This window comes from Dermabacter jinjuensis, assembly GCF_902381725.1.
Classification (GTDB): Bacteria; Actinomycetota; Actinomycetes; order Actinomycetales; family Dermabacteraceae; genus Dermabacter; species Dermabacter hominis.
Genome location: NZ_LR698963.1, coordinates 1665227 through 1684183, shown reverse-complemented (window position 1 = coordinate 1684183; position 18957 = coordinate 1665227). Strand labels below are relative to the sequence as shown.

Annotated in this window: 16 protein-coding genes and 5 tRNA genes; 9 read left to right on the top strand and 12 right to left on the bottom strand. The window is 62.2% G+C overall.

Annotation, left to right across the window (positions count from 1 at the left end):
- Positions 1-10 precede the first annotated feature (10 nt).
- From yajC to thrS, 8 genes are all read right to left on the bottom strand, one after another.
- Entirely contained in the window at positions 11-385 is a 375-nt protein-coding gene (yajC, locus tag FXY94_RS07430; protein ID WP_051120645.1) for a preprotein translocase subunit YajC, read from the bottom strand.
- A 67-nt stretch (positions 386-452) separates the two neighbouring features.
- Positions 453-1562, bottom strand: coding sequence for a Holliday junction branch migration DNA helicase RuvB (ruvB, locus tag FXY94_RS07425; RefSeq protein WP_016664408.1), 1110 nt, complete (start codon positions 1560-1562; stop codon positions 453-455).
- A complete protein-coding gene (ruvA, locus tag FXY94_RS07420; RefSeq protein ID WP_016664407.1) occupies positions 1559-2215 on the bottom strand; it encodes a Holliday junction branch migration protein RuvA in 657 nt (218 codons plus the stop codon). Before ruvA ends, ruvB begins: the two co-directional genes overlap by 4 nt.
- Before the next feature lie 27 nt (positions 2216-2242).
- Complete coding sequence (gene ruvC / locus FXY94_RS07415) at positions 2243-2827, bottom strand: crossover junction endodeoxyribonuclease RuvC (protein WP_016664406.1); 585 nt, start codon at positions 2825-2827, stop codon at positions 2243-2245.
- Between the two features lie 20 nt (positions 2828-2847).
- Positions 2848-3603, bottom strand: a complete 756-nt coding sequence (locus tag FXY94_RS07410; RefSeq protein WP_016664405.1) for a YebC/PmpR family DNA-binding transcriptional regulator — start codon at positions 3601-3603, stop codon at positions 2848-2850.
- A gap of 23 nt (positions 3604-3626) precedes the next feature.
- Positions 3627-4904 carry a PrsW family intramembrane metalloprotease gene (locus FXY94_RS07405; protein WP_016664404.1) on the bottom strand — a complete coding sequence of 426 codons (1278 nt, stop codon included), beginning with the start codon at positions 4902-4904 and terminating at the stop codon, positions 3627-3629.
- Positions 4901-5503 (bottom strand): HIT family protein, encoded by a 603-nt coding sequence (locus FXY94_RS07400; protein ID WP_040386938.1) that lies wholly within the window; start codon positions 5501-5503, stop codon positions 4901-4903. Before FXY94_RS07400 ends, FXY94_RS07405 begins: the two co-directional genes overlap by 4 nt.
- 5 nt (positions 5504-5508) lie before the next feature.
- Positions 5509-7509, bottom strand: coding sequence for a threonine--tRNA ligase (gene thrS / locus FXY94_RS07395; protein WP_016664402.1), 2001 nt, complete (start codon positions 7507-7509; stop codon positions 5509-5511).
- A 167-nt stretch (positions 7510-7676) separates the two neighbouring features.
- Between thrS and FXY94_RS07390 the strand changes: the two genes are divergently transcribed.
- A complete protein-coding gene (locus FXY94_RS07390) occupies positions 7677-8669 on the top strand; it encodes an L-lactate dehydrogenase (RefSeq protein ID WP_051120708.1) in 993 nt (330 codons plus the stop codon).
- A gap of 2 nt (positions 8670-8671) precedes the next feature.
- Here the strand turns inward: FXY94_RS07390 and FXY94_RS07385 are convergent, their stop codons facing one another.
- From FXY94_RS07385 to FXY94_RS07370, 4 genes are all read right to left on the bottom strand, one after another.
- Positions 8672-9526: an HAD family hydrolase gene (locus FXY94_RS07385; protein WP_016664400.1), complete on the bottom strand. Its 855-nt coding sequence runs from the start codon at positions 9524-9526 to the stop codon at positions 8672-8674.
- 73 nt (positions 9527-9599) lie between these two features.
- Positions 9600-9673: transfer RNA gene (locus tag FXY94_RS07380), tRNA-Val, on the bottom strand.
- Between the two features lie 46 nt (positions 9674-9719).
- Positions 9720-9790 (bottom strand) — tRNA-Cys (locus FXY94_RS07375).
- A 22-nt stretch (positions 9791-9812) separates the two neighbouring features.
- Positions 9813-9885 (bottom strand) — tRNA-Gly (locus tag FXY94_RS07370).
- A gap of 333 nt (positions 9886-10218) precedes the next feature.
- Here FXY94_RS07370 and FXY94_RS07365 point away from each other — a divergent pair.
- The 8 genes from FXY94_RS07365 (at position 10219) to FXY94_RS07330 (ending at position 18955) form a co-directional block, all read left to right on the top strand.
- Positions 10219-10290: transfer RNA gene (locus FXY94_RS07365), tRNA-Val, on the top strand.
- 1 nt (position 10291) lies between these two features.
- Positions 10292-10367 (top strand) — tRNA-Gly (locus FXY94_RS07360).
- Between the two features lie 140 nt (positions 10368-10507).
- Complete coding sequence (gene glgX, locus FXY94_RS07355; RefSeq protein WP_016664399.1) at positions 10508-12736, top strand: glycogen debranching protein GlgX; 2229 nt, start codon at positions 10508-10510, stop codon at positions 12734-12736.
- A gap of 35 nt (positions 12737-12771) precedes the next feature.
- Positions 12772-15282 carry a malto-oligosyltrehalose synthase gene (treY, locus tag FXY94_RS07350; protein WP_016664398.1) on the top strand — a complete coding sequence of 837 codons (2511 nt, stop codon included), beginning with the start codon at positions 12772-12774 and terminating at the stop codon, positions 15280-15282.
- A 4-nt stretch (positions 15283-15286) separates the two neighbouring features.
- A complete protein-coding gene (gene treZ / locus FXY94_RS07345; RefSeq protein WP_016664397.1) occupies positions 15287-17065 on the top strand; it encodes a malto-oligosyltrehalose trehalohydrolase in 1779 nt (592 codons plus the stop codon).
- Positions 17065-17853, top strand: a complete 789-nt coding sequence (locus tag FXY94_RS07340; protein WP_016664396.1) for a dihydrofolate reductase family protein — start codon at positions 17065-17067, stop codon at positions 17851-17853. Before treZ ends, FXY94_RS07340 begins: the two co-directional genes overlap by 1 nt.
- A complete protein-coding gene (msrB, locus tag FXY94_RS07335; protein WP_016664395.1) occupies positions 17850-18290 on the top strand; it encodes a peptide-methionine (R)-S-oxide reductase MsrB in 441 nt (146 codons plus the stop codon). The genes FXY94_RS07340 and msrB overlap by 4 nt, the downstream gene beginning before the upstream one ends.
- A gap of 56 nt (positions 18291-18346) precedes the next feature.
- Entirely contained in the window at positions 18347-18955 is a 609-nt protein-coding gene (locus FXY94_RS07330; protein ID WP_040386525.1) for a DUF3000 domain-containing protein, read from the top strand.
- Positions 18956-18957: the final 2 nt, after the last annotated feature.

Below are 18957 nucleotides of genomic sequence, written 5' to 3'. Positions count from 1 at the left end.
CTTCTTCGATTCAGTTCTTGCTGTCGTCAGCGAGGAAGTCCGAGCTCTTCTCCGCGTCACTTCGCAGGTCGGCATCGGAGGCGGGAGCATCGCTCAAGGTCGCTTCGGTCGAGTTTTCGCCGAAGCTGTCGACACGCTCGGCGATCGCGTTGCGGTTCCACTTGAGCTGCGAGCCGTCCTCGGTTTCCAGGATCACCGTGTCGCCCTCTTCTTCGACGATCATGCCGTAAAAGCCCGAGTGGGTACGGACTTCATCACCAACGCCAAGAGACTTCACAAGTTCCTGGTGCTGCTGCACCCTCTTGCGCTGACCGCGCGACATGAGAAACATCGGTACAGCCATCACGACGAGCATGATGATCATCAAAAACATGGGGTTTTGCACGAGACGAGCCTTCCATCGGGAGTCACAATCCGTTCCACTGTACCCGCGTATGGCCGCTATTCCCCACTCAGTTAAAGCGACCGTCCTCACGTCCGGGCTCATCGAAGAGTGTTCCGCCACGCGCGGGGTCGACGGCGGGAACGTCAAGCCCCAGGTGCTCCCATGCCGCGGGTGTCGCGATGCGGCCTCGCGGGGTGCGGCCGAGGAGACCTTCGCGAACGAGGAACGGTTCGACGACGGTCTCGACGGTCTCTGTTTCTTCCCCTACCGCGATCGCGAGGGTAGAAAGGCCAACCGGTCCGCCGCCAAACTTTGTGCACAGTGCTTGCAGCACTGCTCGGTCCAAGCGATCGAGGCCACCGGGGTCGACCTCGTACACCGTGAGCGCTTCGAGAGTGGAATCCATCGTGATCGCGCCGCCGCCGCGCACCTGGGCGTAGTCGCGTACGCGCCTCAGAAGTCGATTAGCGATACGCGGCGTACCGCGCGAACGTGAGGCGATCTCGTGCGCGCTTTGAGGATCGATATCTATCTCCAGCCGCGCGGCACTCCTTGCGATGACAAGGGCGAGTTCTTCGGCCGTGTAGTAGTCCAGGTGACCCGTAAATCCAAACCGGTCGCGAAGAGGCGAGGGAAGCATCCCGGCGCGCGTCGTCGCTCCGACCGCCGTAAATGGGGGAAGTTCGAGTGGGATCGCCGTGGCCCCGACCCCTTTGCCCACCACAACATCGACGCGAAAATCCTCCATAGCCATGTAGAGCATTTCCTCGGCGGGGCGTGCGAGGCGATGGATTTCGTCGATGAACAACACCTCACCCTCTTCAAGCGACGAGAGAATGGCGGCGAGATCACCGGCGTGTTGGACGGCTGGCCCGGACGTAATTTTGAGCGGCGAGCCCAGCTCGTGCGCGATGATCATCGCGAGTGTTGTCTTCCCGAGGCCCGGAGGCCCCGAGAGGAGCATGTGCTCAGGAGGCGTTCCCCGCAGCGATGCGGCATCGAGCACAAGCGAGAGCTGTTCGCGCACCTTCTTCTGCCCCACGAAGTCGGCAAGCTCACGGGGCCTCAGGGCACCCTCTGCTGCGCGGTCAAGGGCGCCGGCTTCCGCACCGATGATCCGCTGGAGAGTCTCGCCTGTCTCAGCTCCCTCGCCGCTCACCCCGGAATGTTCAATCATGAGCGACCACCCAGCTGACGGAGCGAAAGACGCAGCAGCACACCCGAATCGAGGCTCGCACTCGATCCTTGCTCGGACTCTTCATAGCTCAGCAGCACCGCCTCGACGGCCTCCTTGGCTCCCTTCTCGGGCCATCCGAGGCCCTGAAGGCCCTGCACGACGTCTTTCGCGGCGCGCGAATCGAGAACCGAACTTTCGTTGGTCTCCGGCGCCGAGGGTACGGGGGCTGCGCCCTCCGACGTGCCCGCCGCGAAGGGAGCGACCTTGTCCTTCAGCTCGAGGGTCATGCGCTGAGCCCCCTTCTTTCCGATTCCAGGCACCGAGGTCAGGGTTTTGAGGTCCTCGTTGAGGACCGCGCGCGCGAATGTTGCGGGGTCCATGACTGCAAGCACGGCGATCGCAATTCGCGGACCGATCCCCGAAACCGATTGAATCGTGCGGAAGAGATCGGCTTCGTCTTTCGTCAAGAAGCCGTAGATCGTCATCGAATCCTCGCGCACCACAAGCTCCGTGTGCACGAGCACCTCTTGCCCCGTGCGCACAGCAGACAGCGTTTGTGGTGACGTGTTGACCAGGTACCCCACCCCGCCAACATCGAGGACGAAAGAATCGAGAGCGATGGCGCTCACGGCGCCGCGAAGGGAAGCAATCACGCCCCCGATTTTAGAACACGCGTACGACTACAGGCGGGAGGTCGACCTCTCCTGGGCGAGTCGAGCCTTTCGCTCGGCCTCGGCCCACTGAGCTTGGGCGCTTGTTCGCCGGGCACCGTCGGAACCTAACTTGACCGGACCTGAGCCTCGCCACAGCTGCGTGATCCCGATCGCCACCGCATCCGCCGCATCCGCGGGCTTGGGCGGCGCATCCAAATGCAAAATCTTCTGGACCATCGTTTGAATCTGCGCCTTGTCGGCGCGGCCGTTGCCCGTGATCGCGCGTTTAACCTCGGAAGGAGTGTGCATCGCGACCGGGATTCCCCTCTCGGCCGCGAGCACAATCGCGAGACCCGACACCTGCGCCGTCCCCATGACGGTCGAAACGTTATTTTGCGAGAACACACGCTCGACCGCGACGATATCCGGTGCATACTGCTCGATCACGTGCACGAGTCCCTGATAAATCTCGAGGAGGCGTGCATCCACGCCGGCGTCCCGGGCCGATGTGATCACGCCAACGGCTTCAAGGCGCACGGATCGGGCGGGGCCGCCATCGACGACCCCAAACCCGCACCGGGTGAGACCGGGATCAATTCCCAGAACTCGCATACAGCCCTCGTGTGGGCCGACTATTCGGCCTCGAGCTGCGCGGCAACGTCCTCGGGGATATCGAGGTTTGAGTACACGTTCTGCACGTCGTCGCTGTCTTCGAGCGCGTCGATAAGGCGCAGCACCTTTTGGGCACCTTCAAGATCCACCGCAGTTCGCATGGTCGGCACGAACGAGGCCTCGGCACTGTCGTAGTCCACGCCGGCTTCCTGGAGTGCGGTGCGGACGCTGACGACGTCCGACGCCTCCGAGATGATCTCGAAAACCTCGCCCTCGTCGTTGATCTCTTCGGCACCAGCGTCGAGCACGATCTCGAGCAGCTCATCTTCCGTGTGGCCGGCCTTGGTGACGGTCACAACGCCCTTGCGGTTGAAGAGATAGGACACCGAGCCGGAGTCAGCCATGTTTCCACCGTTGCGCGTGAAGGCCACGCGCACCTCCGAAACGGCGCGGTTCTTGTTGTCGGTAAGGCACTCGACGAGAAGCGCGACGCCGCCGGGGGCATAGCCTTCGTACATGAGAGTCTCGTAGTTGACTCCAGCGCCATCGAGCCCGCCGCCACGCTTAACCGCGCGATCAATGTTGTCGTTCGGGACGGAGCTCTTCTTAGCCTTTTGGATCGCGTCGTAGAGCGTGGGGTTACCGGCGGGGTCGGGGCCGCCAATGCGCGCCGCAACTTCAATGTTCTTGATGAGCTTCGCGAAGAGCTTCGAACGCTTAGCATCGATCGCAGCTTTCTTATGCTTCGTTGTTGCCCATTTAGAGTGACCTGACATCGGTTTCCCTCATTCTTCGGAAATTATCGCTGAACCATTGTACGCGCCGGCGCAACCGGATACGTGAGCGCGGCCAGCACTCGTCGCGTTTCAGTCAGTTGCGAAAGCAACATGGCTTCGGATTCCTTGATCCTGGAGGACGTGTGTCCCGCAAGCGCAGCTTGCCGCTGTGCGGCGAGGCGCAGCGCCACGCGCTGGAACTCTTTCATCGACCAAGCGGTAACTGCTCCATAGCTTGCGGCCCAGGCCACGGCGCGGCGACGGCGGCGCAGGCCCACGAGCATGTCAACCTCGCTCGGGGTAAACCACCCGGCACGCCCGTAGTCGGAAAGACGCCAGCGCAGAATCCGCCTCTCGCGCCAACGAAGGAAAATGAAGAGCAGCGCAAGTGTGAGGAAGATCGGCACCTCGATGATCGCGTACCAGAACAAAAGCCCTTTCAGACTCGTCACGCCATTGAGTGCGAGGAGCATCGAACCGCCATTCCACAGGGCATGCAGGCCCATACCGAGACTCAGTCCGCCGGCTCCTAAGAAAAAGTAGAGAGGAAGGCTCCGGCGCTCCGCCGCGATACCGACACCGAGCCCGACGAGCGAGGTGAAACTCGCGTGCGCAAACGGTGAAAGAAGCCCACGTAAGAAGAAGGTCTGCCAGAAAACAGTCGAGTTACCCTCGACTTGAGCAGCCGCGAATGACCGTGCGAAATACGTGATGTTTTCGGTAAAGGCGAAGCCAGCAGCGATGAGCATCGCGTAAATAACGCCGTCGATCGTCCCAGAAATGTAGCGCCGCCCGAAAAGGAGGAGCAGCACGAGCCCAAACGCCTTCGTCGACTCCTCGACGACCGGGGCCTGGAATGCCACCGCGAGGAATTCCTGAGAGCTTGCATCCTTGGCCTGCATGGCGATCAAAAAGATGACGGCCGTGCCGAAAATATACGTCATGGCAATGGAGCCGATAGATCCCCACAAATAGGCATAGGTCTTTGTGAAGCGCGGCTGAGGGGTATTACGGTCAAGCCACCACACGGCGCTGAGCACAATGCCGAACGGTACGAGGGCGGCCGTGAGCGAGACGAGGCTCGTCCCAATCCCCTGCGGCAGGATCACAAAGTAGAAGAGCAGCAGTGCGGTGATGGCGAGCGCGAGAAAGGCGAGAAAAAAGATGATCCACGTGGCGACCTTGCCGCGCGGCTTCTTTTTCGCACGTTCCCCGAACGATGGCATCGCATGGGCGATGTCCTCAGGGACATCGCGGTAAACGTCGTAGCCGTAGCCGCGCGACTGCCCTGTAGTGCTCACGTGTGCTCCTTTGCGCCTTTCTTCCCTGCCTCGGGCCACGCTTCAGCAAACATGTCGCGTGTGTGCGAGAGCAGGAACGGGAGGGCCTTGGTGCGCCCCACGATTGGAAGGAAATTCGCATCGCCGAGCCACCGCGGTACGACGTGCTGGTGAAGGTGCGCGGCGATTCCAGCCCCGGCAACCTCTCCCTGGTTCATCCCGAGGTTGAAGCCCGCGGGATTGGACACGGCACGTACCACGCGCATCGCCGTTCGCGTGAGCTCCGCGATTTCGAGGTATTCCTCGCGCGTGAGGTCGGTGTAGTCGCTCACGTGACGGTAGGGGCACACGAGAAGGTGCCCGGAGTTGTAGGGGAAAAGATTGAGAATCACGAACGCGAAGTCGCCTCGGTGAACGATAAGTGCGTCCTCATCGCTCTTGTCCGGCCCCGTGCAAAACGGGCATTCGTCGGTAGCCTCCGCGCTCGAGGGTTTCCCCTCCCCCTGAATGTATGCCACGCGGTGCGGTGTCCACAGGCGCTGGAGGGAGTCGGGGGTGCCGGCGAATGCGTGGGCGTCCTCGAAGGCCTCCCCGACTCGAGCCTCCTGCTCACCGTTCATCGGGTTCACACTTGAGCCTTCGTGCGGATCGCTTCGAGGATGCGCTCGACTGCATCGTCAACCGGAATGCCGTTGTCCTGGCTTCCGTCGCGCATGCGGAAGCTCACGGCTCCGGCGTCGCGATCCTCACCGCCAGCGATCAGCATGTACGGCACCTTTTCCTTGGTGTGGTTGCGGATCTTCTTCTGCATGCGGTCATCAGACGCATCGACTTCGACGCGCACGCCGTGAGCGCGAAGCTTCGCTGCAACCTCCTCGAGGTAGGGCACGAATTCTCCCGCTACGGGAATCCCCACGACCTGCACCGGCGCGAGCCACACGGGGAAGGCACCCGCGTAGTGCTCGGTGAGAACACCGAAAAAGCGCTCGATGGAGCCGAAGAGCGCGCGATGGATCATGACGGGTCGCTGGCGCGAGCCGTCAGGCGCCGTGTATTCGAGATCGAAGCGTTCGGGCAGGTTGAAGTCGAGCTGAATGGTCGACATCTGCCACGTGCGCCCAATCGCATCTTTCGCCTGAACGGAAATCTTGGGGCCGTAGAACGCTGCGCCACCCGGATCGGGAACGAGATCGAGCCCGGAGGCGGTCGCGACTTCTTCGAGCGTTCGCGTCGCCTCTTCCCACACGTCATCGCTACCCACGAACTTCTCGGGGTTCTTCGTCGACAGTTCGAGATAGAAGTCGTCGAGGCCGTAATCCTTGAGCAGGTCGAGCACGAAGGTCAGAAGCGTTGTGAGCTCATCGCGCATCTGCTCGCGCGTGCAGTAAATGTGGGCGTCATCCTGGGTGAAACCCCGCGCACGCGTGAGACCGTGGATCACGCCGCTCTTTTCGTTGCGGTACACGGTGCCGAACTCGAACAGTCGCAGGGGAAGCTCACGGTAGGAGCGCCCGCGGGCGGCGAACACGAGATTGTGCATCGGGCAGTTCATGGGCTTGAGATAGTAGTCCTGGCCCTGCTTGGTGACGTTGCCCTCAGCATCGCGTTCTTCATCGAGATGCATCGGGGGGTACATGCCGTCGCGATACCAGTCGAGGTGCCCGGAGGTTTCGAAGAGCTGCCCTTTGGTCGCGTGAGGGGTATACACGAAGTCGTACCCGGCCTCAACGTGCCGCTGACGGGAGTAGTTTTCCATCTCCATGCGTACCATGGCGCCCTTGGGGTGGAACACGGCAAGGCCAGAGCCGATTTCATCGGGGAAGCTGAACAAGTCGAGCTCGCTGCCCAGCTTGCGGTGATCGCGCTTTTGCGCTTCCTCGAGGCGGAACTTGTAGGCCTTCAGGTCGTCCTTCGTCGCCCACGCCGTTCCATAGATGCGCTGGAGCATGGGGTTCTTTTCACTGCCGCGCCAGTAGGCGGCTGCGGAGCGCATGAGGGAGAAGCCATTGCCGATGAGGCGCGTCGAGGGCAGGTGCGGCCCGCGGCACAGGTCGGTCCACACGACCTCGCCCTTCTTATTCACATTGTCGTACATCGTGAGGCCACCGTCGCCGACTTCGACGCTCGCGCCTTCGGCGGCGGTATCGGCATTCGATTTCAGGCCAATCAGCTCAAGCTTGTACGGCTCGTCCTTTTCCTCTTCACGCGCGTCGGCGTCATCGATGTCGCGGCGCTGGAAGCGCTGCCCTTCCTTGACGATACGCTGCATGTCCTTCTCGATCGCTTTGAGATCTTCGGGGGTGAAAGGCTCGGCGACGTCGAAGTCATAGTAGAAGCCGTCCGTAATAAACGGGCCGATACCGAGCTTGGCGTTGCTGTCGCGACGCTGAACGGCCTGCGCGAGAACGTGTGCGCACGAGTGACGCAGAATGTTGAGGCCATCCTCACTCGCGATGTCCACGCCCTCGACGGTGTCGCCTTCGGCGGGCGCGATGTACAGGTCCTTCAGTTCGCCGTTGATGCGCAGGGCGACGATCTCGCGGCGACCCTCGTACAGCGTTTCTCCCGTGGTCCCCTGCTCGATCGTGGTGGGTGAGCCGTCGAGGACGATGGAAAGCTGGGACACGGATGACTCCTTTAGTTCTCGGGTGCGAACCGACCTACACTGCCGGCTCCACCGCCCAGTCTAACGAGTGAGGTCTCAAGGTTTCTGCGCCTGCGAGAGGGAATCGATCGTGTGAAAAGAGGATCACTCACTTGCCAAAGGGCCTCGCGCTAGCGAACCATAAAAACATGACTGCTCCCCTTGTTTCAGCTGGATCTCCCTCCACTCGCCCCACCAAGATCGCCGTGATCGGCGCCGGCAGTGTGGGCTCGTCCGTCGCGTACGCCGCGATGCTGCGCGGGAGCGCGCAGACGATTGCCCTGTACGACCTCGCGACCGCTAAGGCCGAGGCCGAGGTTCTCGATCTCGCTCACGGCGCACAGTTCGGTTCAGGAGCGACGATCCTTGGCGGGAGCGACATTTCGTGCGTGGCCGACGCCGACGTCGTCGTGATCACCGCTGGTGCGCGTCAAAAGCCCGGCCAGACCCGTCTCGATCTTGCGGGCACCAACGTCAAGATTCTTCGCTCCCTTATGCCGCAGCTTCTCGAGCAGGCGCCCGAAGCGATGTTCATGCTCGTCACGAATCCGTGCGATGTCCTCACGGTTGCCGCCCAGCAGGCCACTGGACTCGATCCGTCTCGCATCTTTAGCTCGGGAACCGTTCTGGATTCGAGCCGGCTCAAATGGCTCTTGAGCAAGCGGATCGGCGTGAACCCACGCAGCGTGCACGCACGCATTATTGGTGAACACGGCGATAGCGAGTTTGCCGTGTGGTCAAACGCCAATATCGGCGGCATTCCGCTTCGCGAGTGGAGGAATTCCGACGGTTCCCTCGCCTTCACCGAGGCCGAACTGGACGCGGTGCGCGACGAGGTCGCAAATTCGGCGTACCAAATCATCCAGGGCAAGGGCGCAACAAACCTGGCGATCGGGGTTTCCGCGGCCCGGATTTGCGAGGCCATCATTAATGACGAAAAAGCCGTGCTGACGGTCTCGACGGTCCTGAATGACTACCGTGGCGTCAGCGGTGTGGCGATGAGCGTCCCGAGCGTCGTGGGCCGTGGCGGTGTCGAGCGCGTGCTCGACATTCCGCTCGATGAGCACGAAACCCATCTGTTGAGGGCGTCGGCCGGTCAGCTTTCCGCCATCCAGGAGGAGCTCGGCCTCGAGCTCGAGTAGGGCTACACGAGTCCCAGCTTTTCGAGCGCGTCGGCAAGACCGCCTTCGCGCGGCCCACTCATGACATAAGCAGGGTCGCTGATGGCGCGGGAGGCGTCAGACCCCTCGACCGGCACCGGGACTCCCACCCCGCTAAGCATGCCGACATCGTTCACGCCGTCGCCGAATCCCACGGCACGCTCGAGCGGGATGCCCACGTGCTCGAGCACACGCTTCACGCCGTCAATCTTGTCGATCGCCGCGAGCTGGAGTTCGCCGGAGGTTTCTTTATCGTCGCCGATCGAGTAGGGCATGTCGCGCACTTCGGGACCAATCTTGCGGGCGACCTCGGTGATGCTCATCGGGATTTGCCACGCGACTACCTTGGCGAACGAGATACCTGCGAGATCGTCGCGCAGAACGAAGGCATCGAGCAACTCTGACGCTCCCCCGCCCAGAGTCCCCTCCTCTTTTGCGGGCAGCTTCCCTGATTTTTGGAAGGAACGCGTGAGGCGCTCGCGAATGTACCGTTCGGCGGTGCTATTTCCGACGGTTGCCTCGGGGGATTCGAGTACAAACGGGAAAGTGCCCGCTTCCTCAAGAACGCGCAGTGTGCGCTCGGCGAGGTCATCGGGAAATCGCGAATCCTCAAGAATCGTATCGCCAATTTTCACATAGGCACCCGCAGAGCCGATCACTCCATCAAGTGCGACTTCGACATCGTGCGGGATGAGGGAATGGGGGCGGCCCGTGCAGAGGAAGGCGAGGTGGCCGGCCTCTCGAACTCGTTTCAGGGCGTCGACGTGAGCCTTAGGGACGATTCCGTGGTCGGCAAGTGTGCCGTCGAAGTCGAGAAAGAGTGCGTGCTGTCCGCTCATACTTGTACTCTCTCACGGCAAGGGAAACGAGAGATGACAATAAAAAAGACGCCCCGCGGGGCGTCTTTATCTGTGGGCGATACTGGACTCGAACCAGCGACCTCTTCCGTGTCAAGGAAACGCGCTAACCAACTGCGCCAATCGCCCTTATGAGACCGTGCGGTCTATTTTGCGTGGCTGCGGGCCACACGAGAGGTGGGTACGGGATTCGAACCCGTGTATACGGCTTTGCAGGCCGCTGCCTCGCCTCTCGGCCAACCCACCACGTGGAAACCTGAGATTCCAGAGCGGATGACGGGACTCGAACCCGCGACCCTCACCTTGGCAAGGTGATGCTCTACCAACTGAGCCACATCCGCATTTTTGGTCGATCTCTCGAACCAACGAATAGATACATTACGTCAGGATCGCGTTCCGCGCAAAGTAGGCCGCCCGCTTTTGACTCAAATCACCTCGAGCAGCTTTGCGAGCGTGTCAACTCGCCCCTCACGGGCGATTTTCCAGCCATAGAGCTTCATGACGCAGCGCAAGGAGCTTCATAGCGCAGCGCGAGCCGCGAGCGAGCGCCACACTTGCGAGCCTCACCACAAAAGACCGTCACGAACCCCACCACAATTTGGGGCCGCGCGCCGGTGGTGTATTGTTGTCTAGTCGCAAAGAGCGAACAGGCGAGTTTCCGCCGGCTCTTATGCGGGCGATTGGCGTAGTGGTAGCGCGCTTCCTTCACACGGAAGAGGTCACTGGTTCGATCCCAGTATCGCCCACGCGGATGTGGCTCAGTTGGTAGAGCATCACCTTGCCAAGGTGAGGGTCGCGGGTTCGAGTCCCGTCATCCGCTCCACTTCAAGGCCCCGTGCACGTGCACGGGGCCTTTCTCATTCCACGAAACTTCGGGCTTCTGCCAGCCCATCGGGCCACAATGTCGATACACACATGTTTTCGCGCAGCCATTGGCTGCCTCAGCGCAAGGATTCTTCGACAGTGCAGATTTGGCCAGGCTCCCCGTACCCGCTCGGTGCAACCTTCGACGGAAGCGGCACGAACTTCGCCCTCTACTCAGAAGTTGCCGAGAGAGTCGAACTTTGCCTCATCGGCGACGACTTTTCGGAACGACGTGTAGAAATGACGGAAGTCGATGCCTTCGTGTGGCACGTGTATCTTCCAGCCGTCCAGCCGGGTCAACGCTACGGATTCAGGGTCCATGGCCCCTATGATCCGGCGGCCGGGCACCGCTGCGATCCCTCGAAACTCCTTCTCGACCCGTACGCGCGCGCAATCGCGGGCATGCCCGACACGGACGCGAGCCTGCTCAGTTACGAGCTCGACGATCCTTCGCAGATGAGCAACCTGGACTCGAAGGATCACACGATGCATTCAGTCGTCGTCTCGCCCTACTTTGATTGGGGCAACGACCATCCTCCGGCCCACGAGTACCACGATTCGATCATTTACGAGGCGCATCTCAAAGGCTTCACGGCTACGCACCCGGATATCCCCGAGAGTATCCGGGGCACCTACGTGGCGATGGGGCACCCGGTCGCGATCGATTACCTCAAGTCCCTCGGGGTCACGGCGGTTGAGTTCTTGCCGTTGCACCAGTTTGTTCAGGACGGTCACCTTCAGGATCGCGGACTTCGCAACTACTGGGGCTACAACACGATCGGCTTCTTCGCGCCGCACAACGAGTACGCGTATGCGGGCGAGACCGGCCAGCAGGTCCAAGAGTTCAAGCAAATGGTGAAGAACCTTCACGCGGCGGGTATCGAGGTCATTCTCGATGTGGTCTACAACCACACCGCTGAGGGCAATCACTTAGGCCCAACCCTGTGCTTCCGCGGAATCGACAACGCCAATTACTACCGCCTCGTCGACGACGATCTCACGCACTATTACGACACGACCGGCACGGGCAACAGCCTTCGCATGCGCACCCCGCACGTGCTTCAGCTCATCATGGATTCGCTTCGGTACTGGATTACCGAGATGCACGTTGATGGCTTCCGCTTCGACCTCGCCTCGACTCTTGCCCGCGAGCTGCACGAGGTAGATCGGCTCTCGAGCTTCTTCGACATCATCCAGCAGGACCCAATTATTTCGCAGGTCAAGCTCATCGCGGAGCCGTGGGATCTCGGCGAGGGCGGATATCAGGTCGGTGGCTTCCCTCCCCTGTGGTCGGAGTGGAACGGTAAATACCGCGATGCCATGCGCGACTTCCACCGCGGTGAGTCAGGCATGCTCGCAAAGTTCGCAAATCGGTTTGCTGGCTCGAGCGATCTCTATCAGCACACGGGCCGCACGCCCATCGCCTCCGTCAATTTCCTTACCGCCCACGACGGATTTACCTTGCGAGATCTCGTGAGCTACAACGAGAGGCATAACGAGGACAATGGCGAGGGCGGCAACGACGGCGAATCGAATAACCGTTCGTGGAACTCGGGGGCGGAAGGTGCCACGGATGACGAGGCGATTCTCGACCTCCGCCTCCAGCGCATGAAAAACATGATGGCCACCCTGCTCCTCAGCCAGGGTGTTCCCATGATCCTTCACGGCGACGAGCTCGGCCGCACCCAAATGGGCAATAACAACGTGTACTGCCAGGACAACGAGATCGCGTGGATGAATTGGGAGATCAGCACGCGCCAGCAGGACATGCTGAACTTCACGCGCATGCTTATCGAGCTGCGGCGCTCGCACCCTATTTTCCGTCGCCGGCGCTTTCTCTTGGGCGAGGTCCGCGACGGAGCGTCCTCGAGCCTGCCCGATGTCGCGTGGCTCGGAGTCGACGGCACCCCCATGACCGATGAGGAATGGAACGATCCGGTGGCAAAGTGCCTCACGGTGTTCTTTAACGGAAGTGCGATCCCCGAGCCGAACACGCGAGGCGAACACATCGTCGATGATTCCGCGCTCCTCATGTTCAACGCCTCCGAGACGGACGTGGAGTTCACGATCCCGGAGGGCGAGTATGGCGAAGAGTGGACGGTCACGGCAGAAACCTCTGCGTCGCTCAGCCCCGGCGATACCGTCAAGGCGGGCGAGGTCCTCATTCGCCCTGCCTACACGACGCTCGTGCTCGGCAGGGCCCCCATGACGCCCCCGGGAGAAGAGGATGACGCGACGGCTCTCTCAACTCCCCTGTCTCCTCCCACATCCGTTTTGACGCCCACGGCGCCGAATGATCCAGGTACCGACGAGGGCCCCGCGCTCTGACGGAGCCACAGCGCACCCACGACGAAGGAGGGCCCATGCCCGGCGCGCCAATCAGCACGTACAGGCTTCAGATCACGCCTGAATTCACCTTCCAAGATGCGACACGACTCGTGCCGTACCTGGAGCGACTCGGGGTGAGTCACGCGTTTATTTCACCGATCTTGCAGGCGGCGCCGGGGTCCATGCATGGCTACGACGTCGTGGATCATTCCCGCGTGAGCATGGATAACGGTGGCGAAGAGGATCTGCGGGGGCTCGCAGATGCTCTCCATGAGCGAGGTATGGGCCTCATCGTCGACGTCGTCCCCAACCACATGGCGATCCCCACCCCCATGTGGCATAACCACGCGCTGTGGTCTTTCTTGCGGGATGGGGCATCGAGCCCCTACGCGTCGTGGTTCGATAGTGATCCTCACGCGGAGCACGGAATTCTCCTGCCGGTTCTCGGCCGCCCGGTCGGCGCGACGATTCTCGACGATGAGCTCAAGCGAGGGACCGCGGAGGTTCCTCAGCCTGATGGCTCGCGGCGAATCGAGCATGTCCTTCGATACTTCGATCATGTGTTCCCTCTCGCCGAGGGCACCGAGAATCTGCCAATCGTGGATCTTCTCGAGGCCCAGCACTACCGCCTTGCCTATTGGAGGGTCGCCAATGACGAGTTGAACTATCGCCGCTTTTTCGACGTCCAGACTCTCGCGGCCCTCAAGGTTGAAGACCGTGCAGTCTTCGACGCGACTCACGCGACCCTCCTGCGCTTGCAATCGGAGGGCGTGATCGACGGGTATCGGATCGATCATCCCGATGGCCTTGCCGACCCGCGCGGGTATCTGCGGCGCCTCGAGAGCGCCACCGGTGGCGCATGGACCGTGATCGAAAAGATTCTCGAAGGCAACGAGTCGCTCCCACCGGACTTTCCCGTCGCCGGAACGACGGGTTACGACGCCCTCTGGCGCGTCCAGGGCCTTTTCCACGACCCTGCGGGCGCGGCAGCCCTCACGCACACGTGGCGGACATTCACCCACGATTCGCGCTCCTTCGACGAGATCACTCGCGAGAGCGCCAAGGAGGTCATCGACACCTCGCTGTGGGCCGAAATTGCACGTCTCGTCGATCTCGCCCAGCGGATCTGTGATGCCGACATAATGCTGCGCGATACGACCGAGCGGCAGCTCGAACACGCGATCATCCAGCTCCTCATGGCGATGGATCGCTACCGCGCCTATATAGTCCCCGGGGAGAAGGCCCCCGCGTGTGAGCGCCAGGTGCTTGCCGAGGCCGCAGATCGAGCAGCCTTGGCCACCGGTGACGACGAGGGGGATCGTGCCGCTCTCGAGATCGTCACGGCATTTGCGGGTGGTCAGGGGCAGTTCACGTCCGACGGTTCACTCGATCCGCTGCGCGCGGAGTTTGTCACGCGTTTCGCTCAAACGTGCGGGCCGGTTCACGCGAAGTCCCTTGAGGACACAGCTTTCTACCGGTACCACCGGCTCCTGGCAGTCAACGAGGTGGGTGCCGACCCGAACCGCATTGGCGTGGATCCCGAAGAGTTTCATCACTTCTGCGAGCGGATGCTCGGGACTTTCCCCACATCGATGACGACGCTCTCTACGCACGATACGAAGCGCAGCGAGGACGTACGCGCAAGGCTCGCGTCGCTCACCGAGTATCCGTCGGAATGGTCCACACACGTGGCTCGCCTCCATGCCGTGAGCGCACAGAAGCGAGGACCGCTCGTCGATGCGCCGTTTGAGTATTTTGTGTGGCAGACGCTTGCGGGGATGTGGGACCTACCCGGCTCGCGGCTTGCGTCGCTGAGCGAGGAACGCCTGGCGGAGTACCTCGAGAAGGCCATGCGCGAGGCAAAGGTCCATACGGGATGGGTCGATGGCAACGATGAGTACGAGCGCGAAATCCGCGACTTTGCCCTGTGGGCTCTCGGGAACGACGACGTGCGGGCGATCCTCGACGAGTGGACCTCGCTGACGTTCGATTCGCAGCGCGCTGCTATTCTCGGCCAGAAACTCCTCCAGCTCACGATGCCCGGTGTGCCCGATGTGTATCAAGGCAATGAGACTGTTGACTTGAGCCTCGTCGATCCCGATAACCGACGCCCAGTCGACCACGCGGCGCACGCGGCGCGGCTCGAGGACCTCCTGTCAGGTGCGGCACCCGAGGGCATCGCCGATGAAAAGCTCCTCCTCGTCTCACGCGCTCTTGACACGCGACGGCACCACCGCGAGTCGTTCGTCGGCCCGGATGCCACCTACACGCCGCTGCCAACGACGTCCTCCCACACGATCGCTTTCGCCCGTGGATGCACGGATAGCCCCGCCAATGTCGTGGTTATCGCCACACGCTTGCCGCACGTGGAGGCTTCGCAGGGACCCGGGTGCACCAAAGCACGGATCGTCGTCGATGAAGGGCGCTACACAAACGTCCTCACCGGGGAGCGTGTGGACGGCGGCGCTGTCGAACTCGCCTCCCTCGTGCGCGAATGGCCCGTCGCGCTCCTTGTACGGGAAAAACCGGAGCACTCGGAAGGATAGGCCGATGAGAGACTATTCGCGTTTCGAGGTATGGGCGCCGAAGGCCGGCACGGTCACGCTTGCACTCGAACCCCGGTTCGAGGGAAAGCGCCGCGAAATCACCATGGAACGCGGGGAGGGTGGCTGGTGGCATGCCCCAGGGGTCGAGGCACACCCGGGCGATCGCTACGGCTTTCTTCTCGACGACTCCTCCGTCGCGCTGCCGGATCCACGCGCACTGGCGCAACCCGAGGGCGTCCACGCCTTAAGCGAGGTCGTCGACCCGCGCACATTCACCTTCACGGCTCCGTGGGAGGGCATGGATCTTCGTGGGAAAGTCATTTACGAGCTTCACATCGGAACGTTCGCGGCGGATCGAGATACCGGTGCGTCGGGGACCTTCGACTCAGCGATCACGCGCCTGGATGCGCTTGTAGAGCTCGGCGTCGACGCCGTTGAAGTGATGCCTGTCGCGGCGTTTCCTGGCGAGCGCGGTTGGGGCTATGACGGCGTCGGCCTTTTCGCTACCCATGAGGCCTACGGCGGGCCCGAAGCGTTCGCGCGGTTCATCGACGCTGCGCACGAGCGCGGGCTTGCCGTCATCGTCGACGTCGTTTACAACCACCTCGGTCCCGACGGAAATTACCTTGGGGAATTCGGCCCCTACTTCACGCACACGCATACCACCCCGTGGGGGCCCGCTATCAATTTCGATGCCGAAGAAGGTGCCGAGGTGAGGGCGTTTGTTGTTCAGAACGCGCGCCAGTGGCTCATCGACTTCCACCTCGACGGCCTTCGACTCGATGCAGTGCACGCCCTTCGAGATCACTCCCCCACGCACATTCTCGCGGAACTATCGAGCGCGGTTGCGGATATGAGCAGAGAGGTCGCTCGCCCGCTTACCCTCATCGCGGAGTCCGATCTGAACGACCCCGCGATGGTGACCCCCGTCGCCGAAGGTGGTTTCGGCATGCACGCTCAATGGGCGGACGACATCCACCACCATCTTCATGCGTGGGCGACCGGCGAACGCGCGGGCTACTACGTCGATTTCGGCGCGGCGGCCGGCGTGAAAAAGACCCTCGAGCGCATCTTTGAGCACGATGGGTCCTATTCGACCTTCAGGCGGAAGAACTGGGGGGCGAAGGTCGACGCCGCGAGTGCGCACTACGATGCTCACGCCTTCGTCGCCTTCATCCAGGACCACGACCAGGTGGGCAACAGGGCATCGGGCGACCGCATCACCGACACAATCGGTTATGGCGCGCATGCGGCGATCGCCTCGCTCTACCTGCTGGGCGCGAGCACGCCGATGCTCTTCATGGGCGAGGAGTGGGGCGCGCGAACCCCCTTCGCATTCTTTAGCGACCACGGGGAAAGGATCGGCCCGCTCGTCAGCGCAGGTCGAAAGGAAGAGTTTGCGCGCATGGGGTGGAGCGATGCGGTCCCCGATCCGCAGGCACGCTCAACCTTTGAGGAGTCATTCCTCGACTGGAGTGAAGCCGAAAGCGGCGAACACGAGGCGCTGCTCGAGTTTTACCGGGCGCTTCTTTCGCTGCGGCGCAAGAATTCTGACATCCAGAAAGGCGCATTCGACTCGATCGTGGTGGACGTTCTCAGCGAGGGGGCAATCCTCATGCATCGCGGACGCATCGGCGTGCTCGCCTCGCGCGGGGACGCACCCGTGACATGGGAGCCAGGCTCCCGCGTGCAGGTGCTCGCCTCCTTCGGTGGGGAAAGTGATGGTCGCGCGCTCACGCTCGACGGTGCGGGAGTGCTCGTATTCGAAAGGTCCGACGCCTGATGGCTTCACACGCTCACGATAAAAACACGCCGCTCACCCGCCTCATTGGCGCCGGTGTCCCGGTTACGCCCGAGGAGTTTCGCCTCGACGATGAGGGCGCCCGCGCGCTCGGTAGCCTGCTCGCATTTCCCTCGGACCGCGTCCACGTGCGCTCGATGATGAACCAGAGCCTTGACGGCGCGATCGCGGGGGGCGATGGGACGTCAGCCTCGCTCTCGAACCCGTGGGATTTTTTCACTCTCACTGTTCTTCGGGCGCTTGCGGACATCATCGTGTGCGGCGCCAATACGGTGCGCAGCGAAGACTACCGTCGTCCCTCTGGCCGGCCCGCGCTTCGCACCGAGGCGCTACGTCCTCGCGGCGCGGAGTTCCCCGCACTCGCGATCGTGACGACGAGCGGCGAGATTCCCGAGCACATTGACCAAGCCTGGCCGACGTTCCTCATCTGTCCACCTGGCCGCGGAACTCACGTTGCCCGTGTCAGTGGCTTTGAAAGCGAGGCCATTATCGAGGCGGGCCGTGCCCAAGAGATCGTACGCGCACTCGCAGAGCGTGGATTTCTCGGCATTCAAGTCGAGGGCGGCCCGCGGGTAAATGGAATGTTTGCCGAGGATGAAGCGTTCGATGAACTTGTCTGGACGCGCTCGGCGATTACCGTGGGAGGCGATGCGCCGCGCGCAAGCGTCGGAAGCGCACACCACCTCGCGTGGCGCCTCGCGGATCTCTTCCACAGTCCCGGCGCCCAGATCGAACGCTACGTCCGCACTCACCCCAAGGAGACTCCATGAACGTGCCTCTCGGCGATGGCCGCTACCCGATCTCGCTTACGAACGACGAATGGCGCAAGCGCCTCAGCCCCGATGAGTACCACGTTTTGCGTGAGGCTGGAACCGAGCGGCCCTTCACGGGTGAATACGAAGAGGTGCGCTCAGCGGGCACGTATGCGTGCCGGGCCTGCGGGGCCGAGTTGTTCCGCGCAAGCGAACAGTTCAACGCGCACTGCGGGTGGCCCGCTTTCTGGGCCCCAGCCGAGAGCGACCGCGTGGAACTTATCGAGGATCGCAGCCTCGCAATGGTACGGACCGAGGTGCGCTGTGCTTCATGTGGATCACACCTCGGGCATGTCTTCACCGGCGAGGGTTTCCCCACCCCAACCGACGAACGCTATTGCATCAATTCCATTTGCCTCGTGCACAGCGAAAACGAGGACCCGGCTGCGCACTGATGGAGGCGCGGCGCGCCTCCGCCACGACGCGGTAAGTCAACGATAAGTTAGCGGCCGTGGCCATTCATCACTTTCCCCAGGAACGCGAGGAATTCGTGAGCGCGATCGATGCGCTCACCGCTGCGCCCATTCGCCACGAGGTCAAGTGGGAGGAGATTCCCGCTCCTTCCAGACTCGCTCCCTTTTCGTGGGCAGCCGAGGCCGATGTCGTCATGCACGACGCTGATCTCGCGAGCGGAAAGTTCATCGTGCTCTACGACCCTGAGGGCAGGGAGGACTGGAGCGGTCGCGCACGAATCGTCACCTTGATGCAAGCCCAGCTCGAACACGAGTTCGCGCTCGAGTCCATGCTCGGCGATGTGGCGTGGAGCTGGGTCACCGAATCGCTTGAGCTTGCGGGGGCCGAAGCCCACGAACTTGGGTGTACCGTGACGCGCGTCGTTTCCCAAAGCTACGGTTCACTCGCCGCCCGCCCCACGACGGTCGACATCGAGATGCGCGCATCATGGAGCCCGGACTCCCTCGACCTCGGCGCCCATTTCGGCGCGTGGTCCGCGATCCTCTGCGCCGCAGGTGGCCTTCCGCCCCAGCCACTCTCCGTGAGCCCTCTGCATCCGTCCCACCGCGCGAGGGCGCCTCATCTTTCAGCCTCGAAGGATCACTAGAA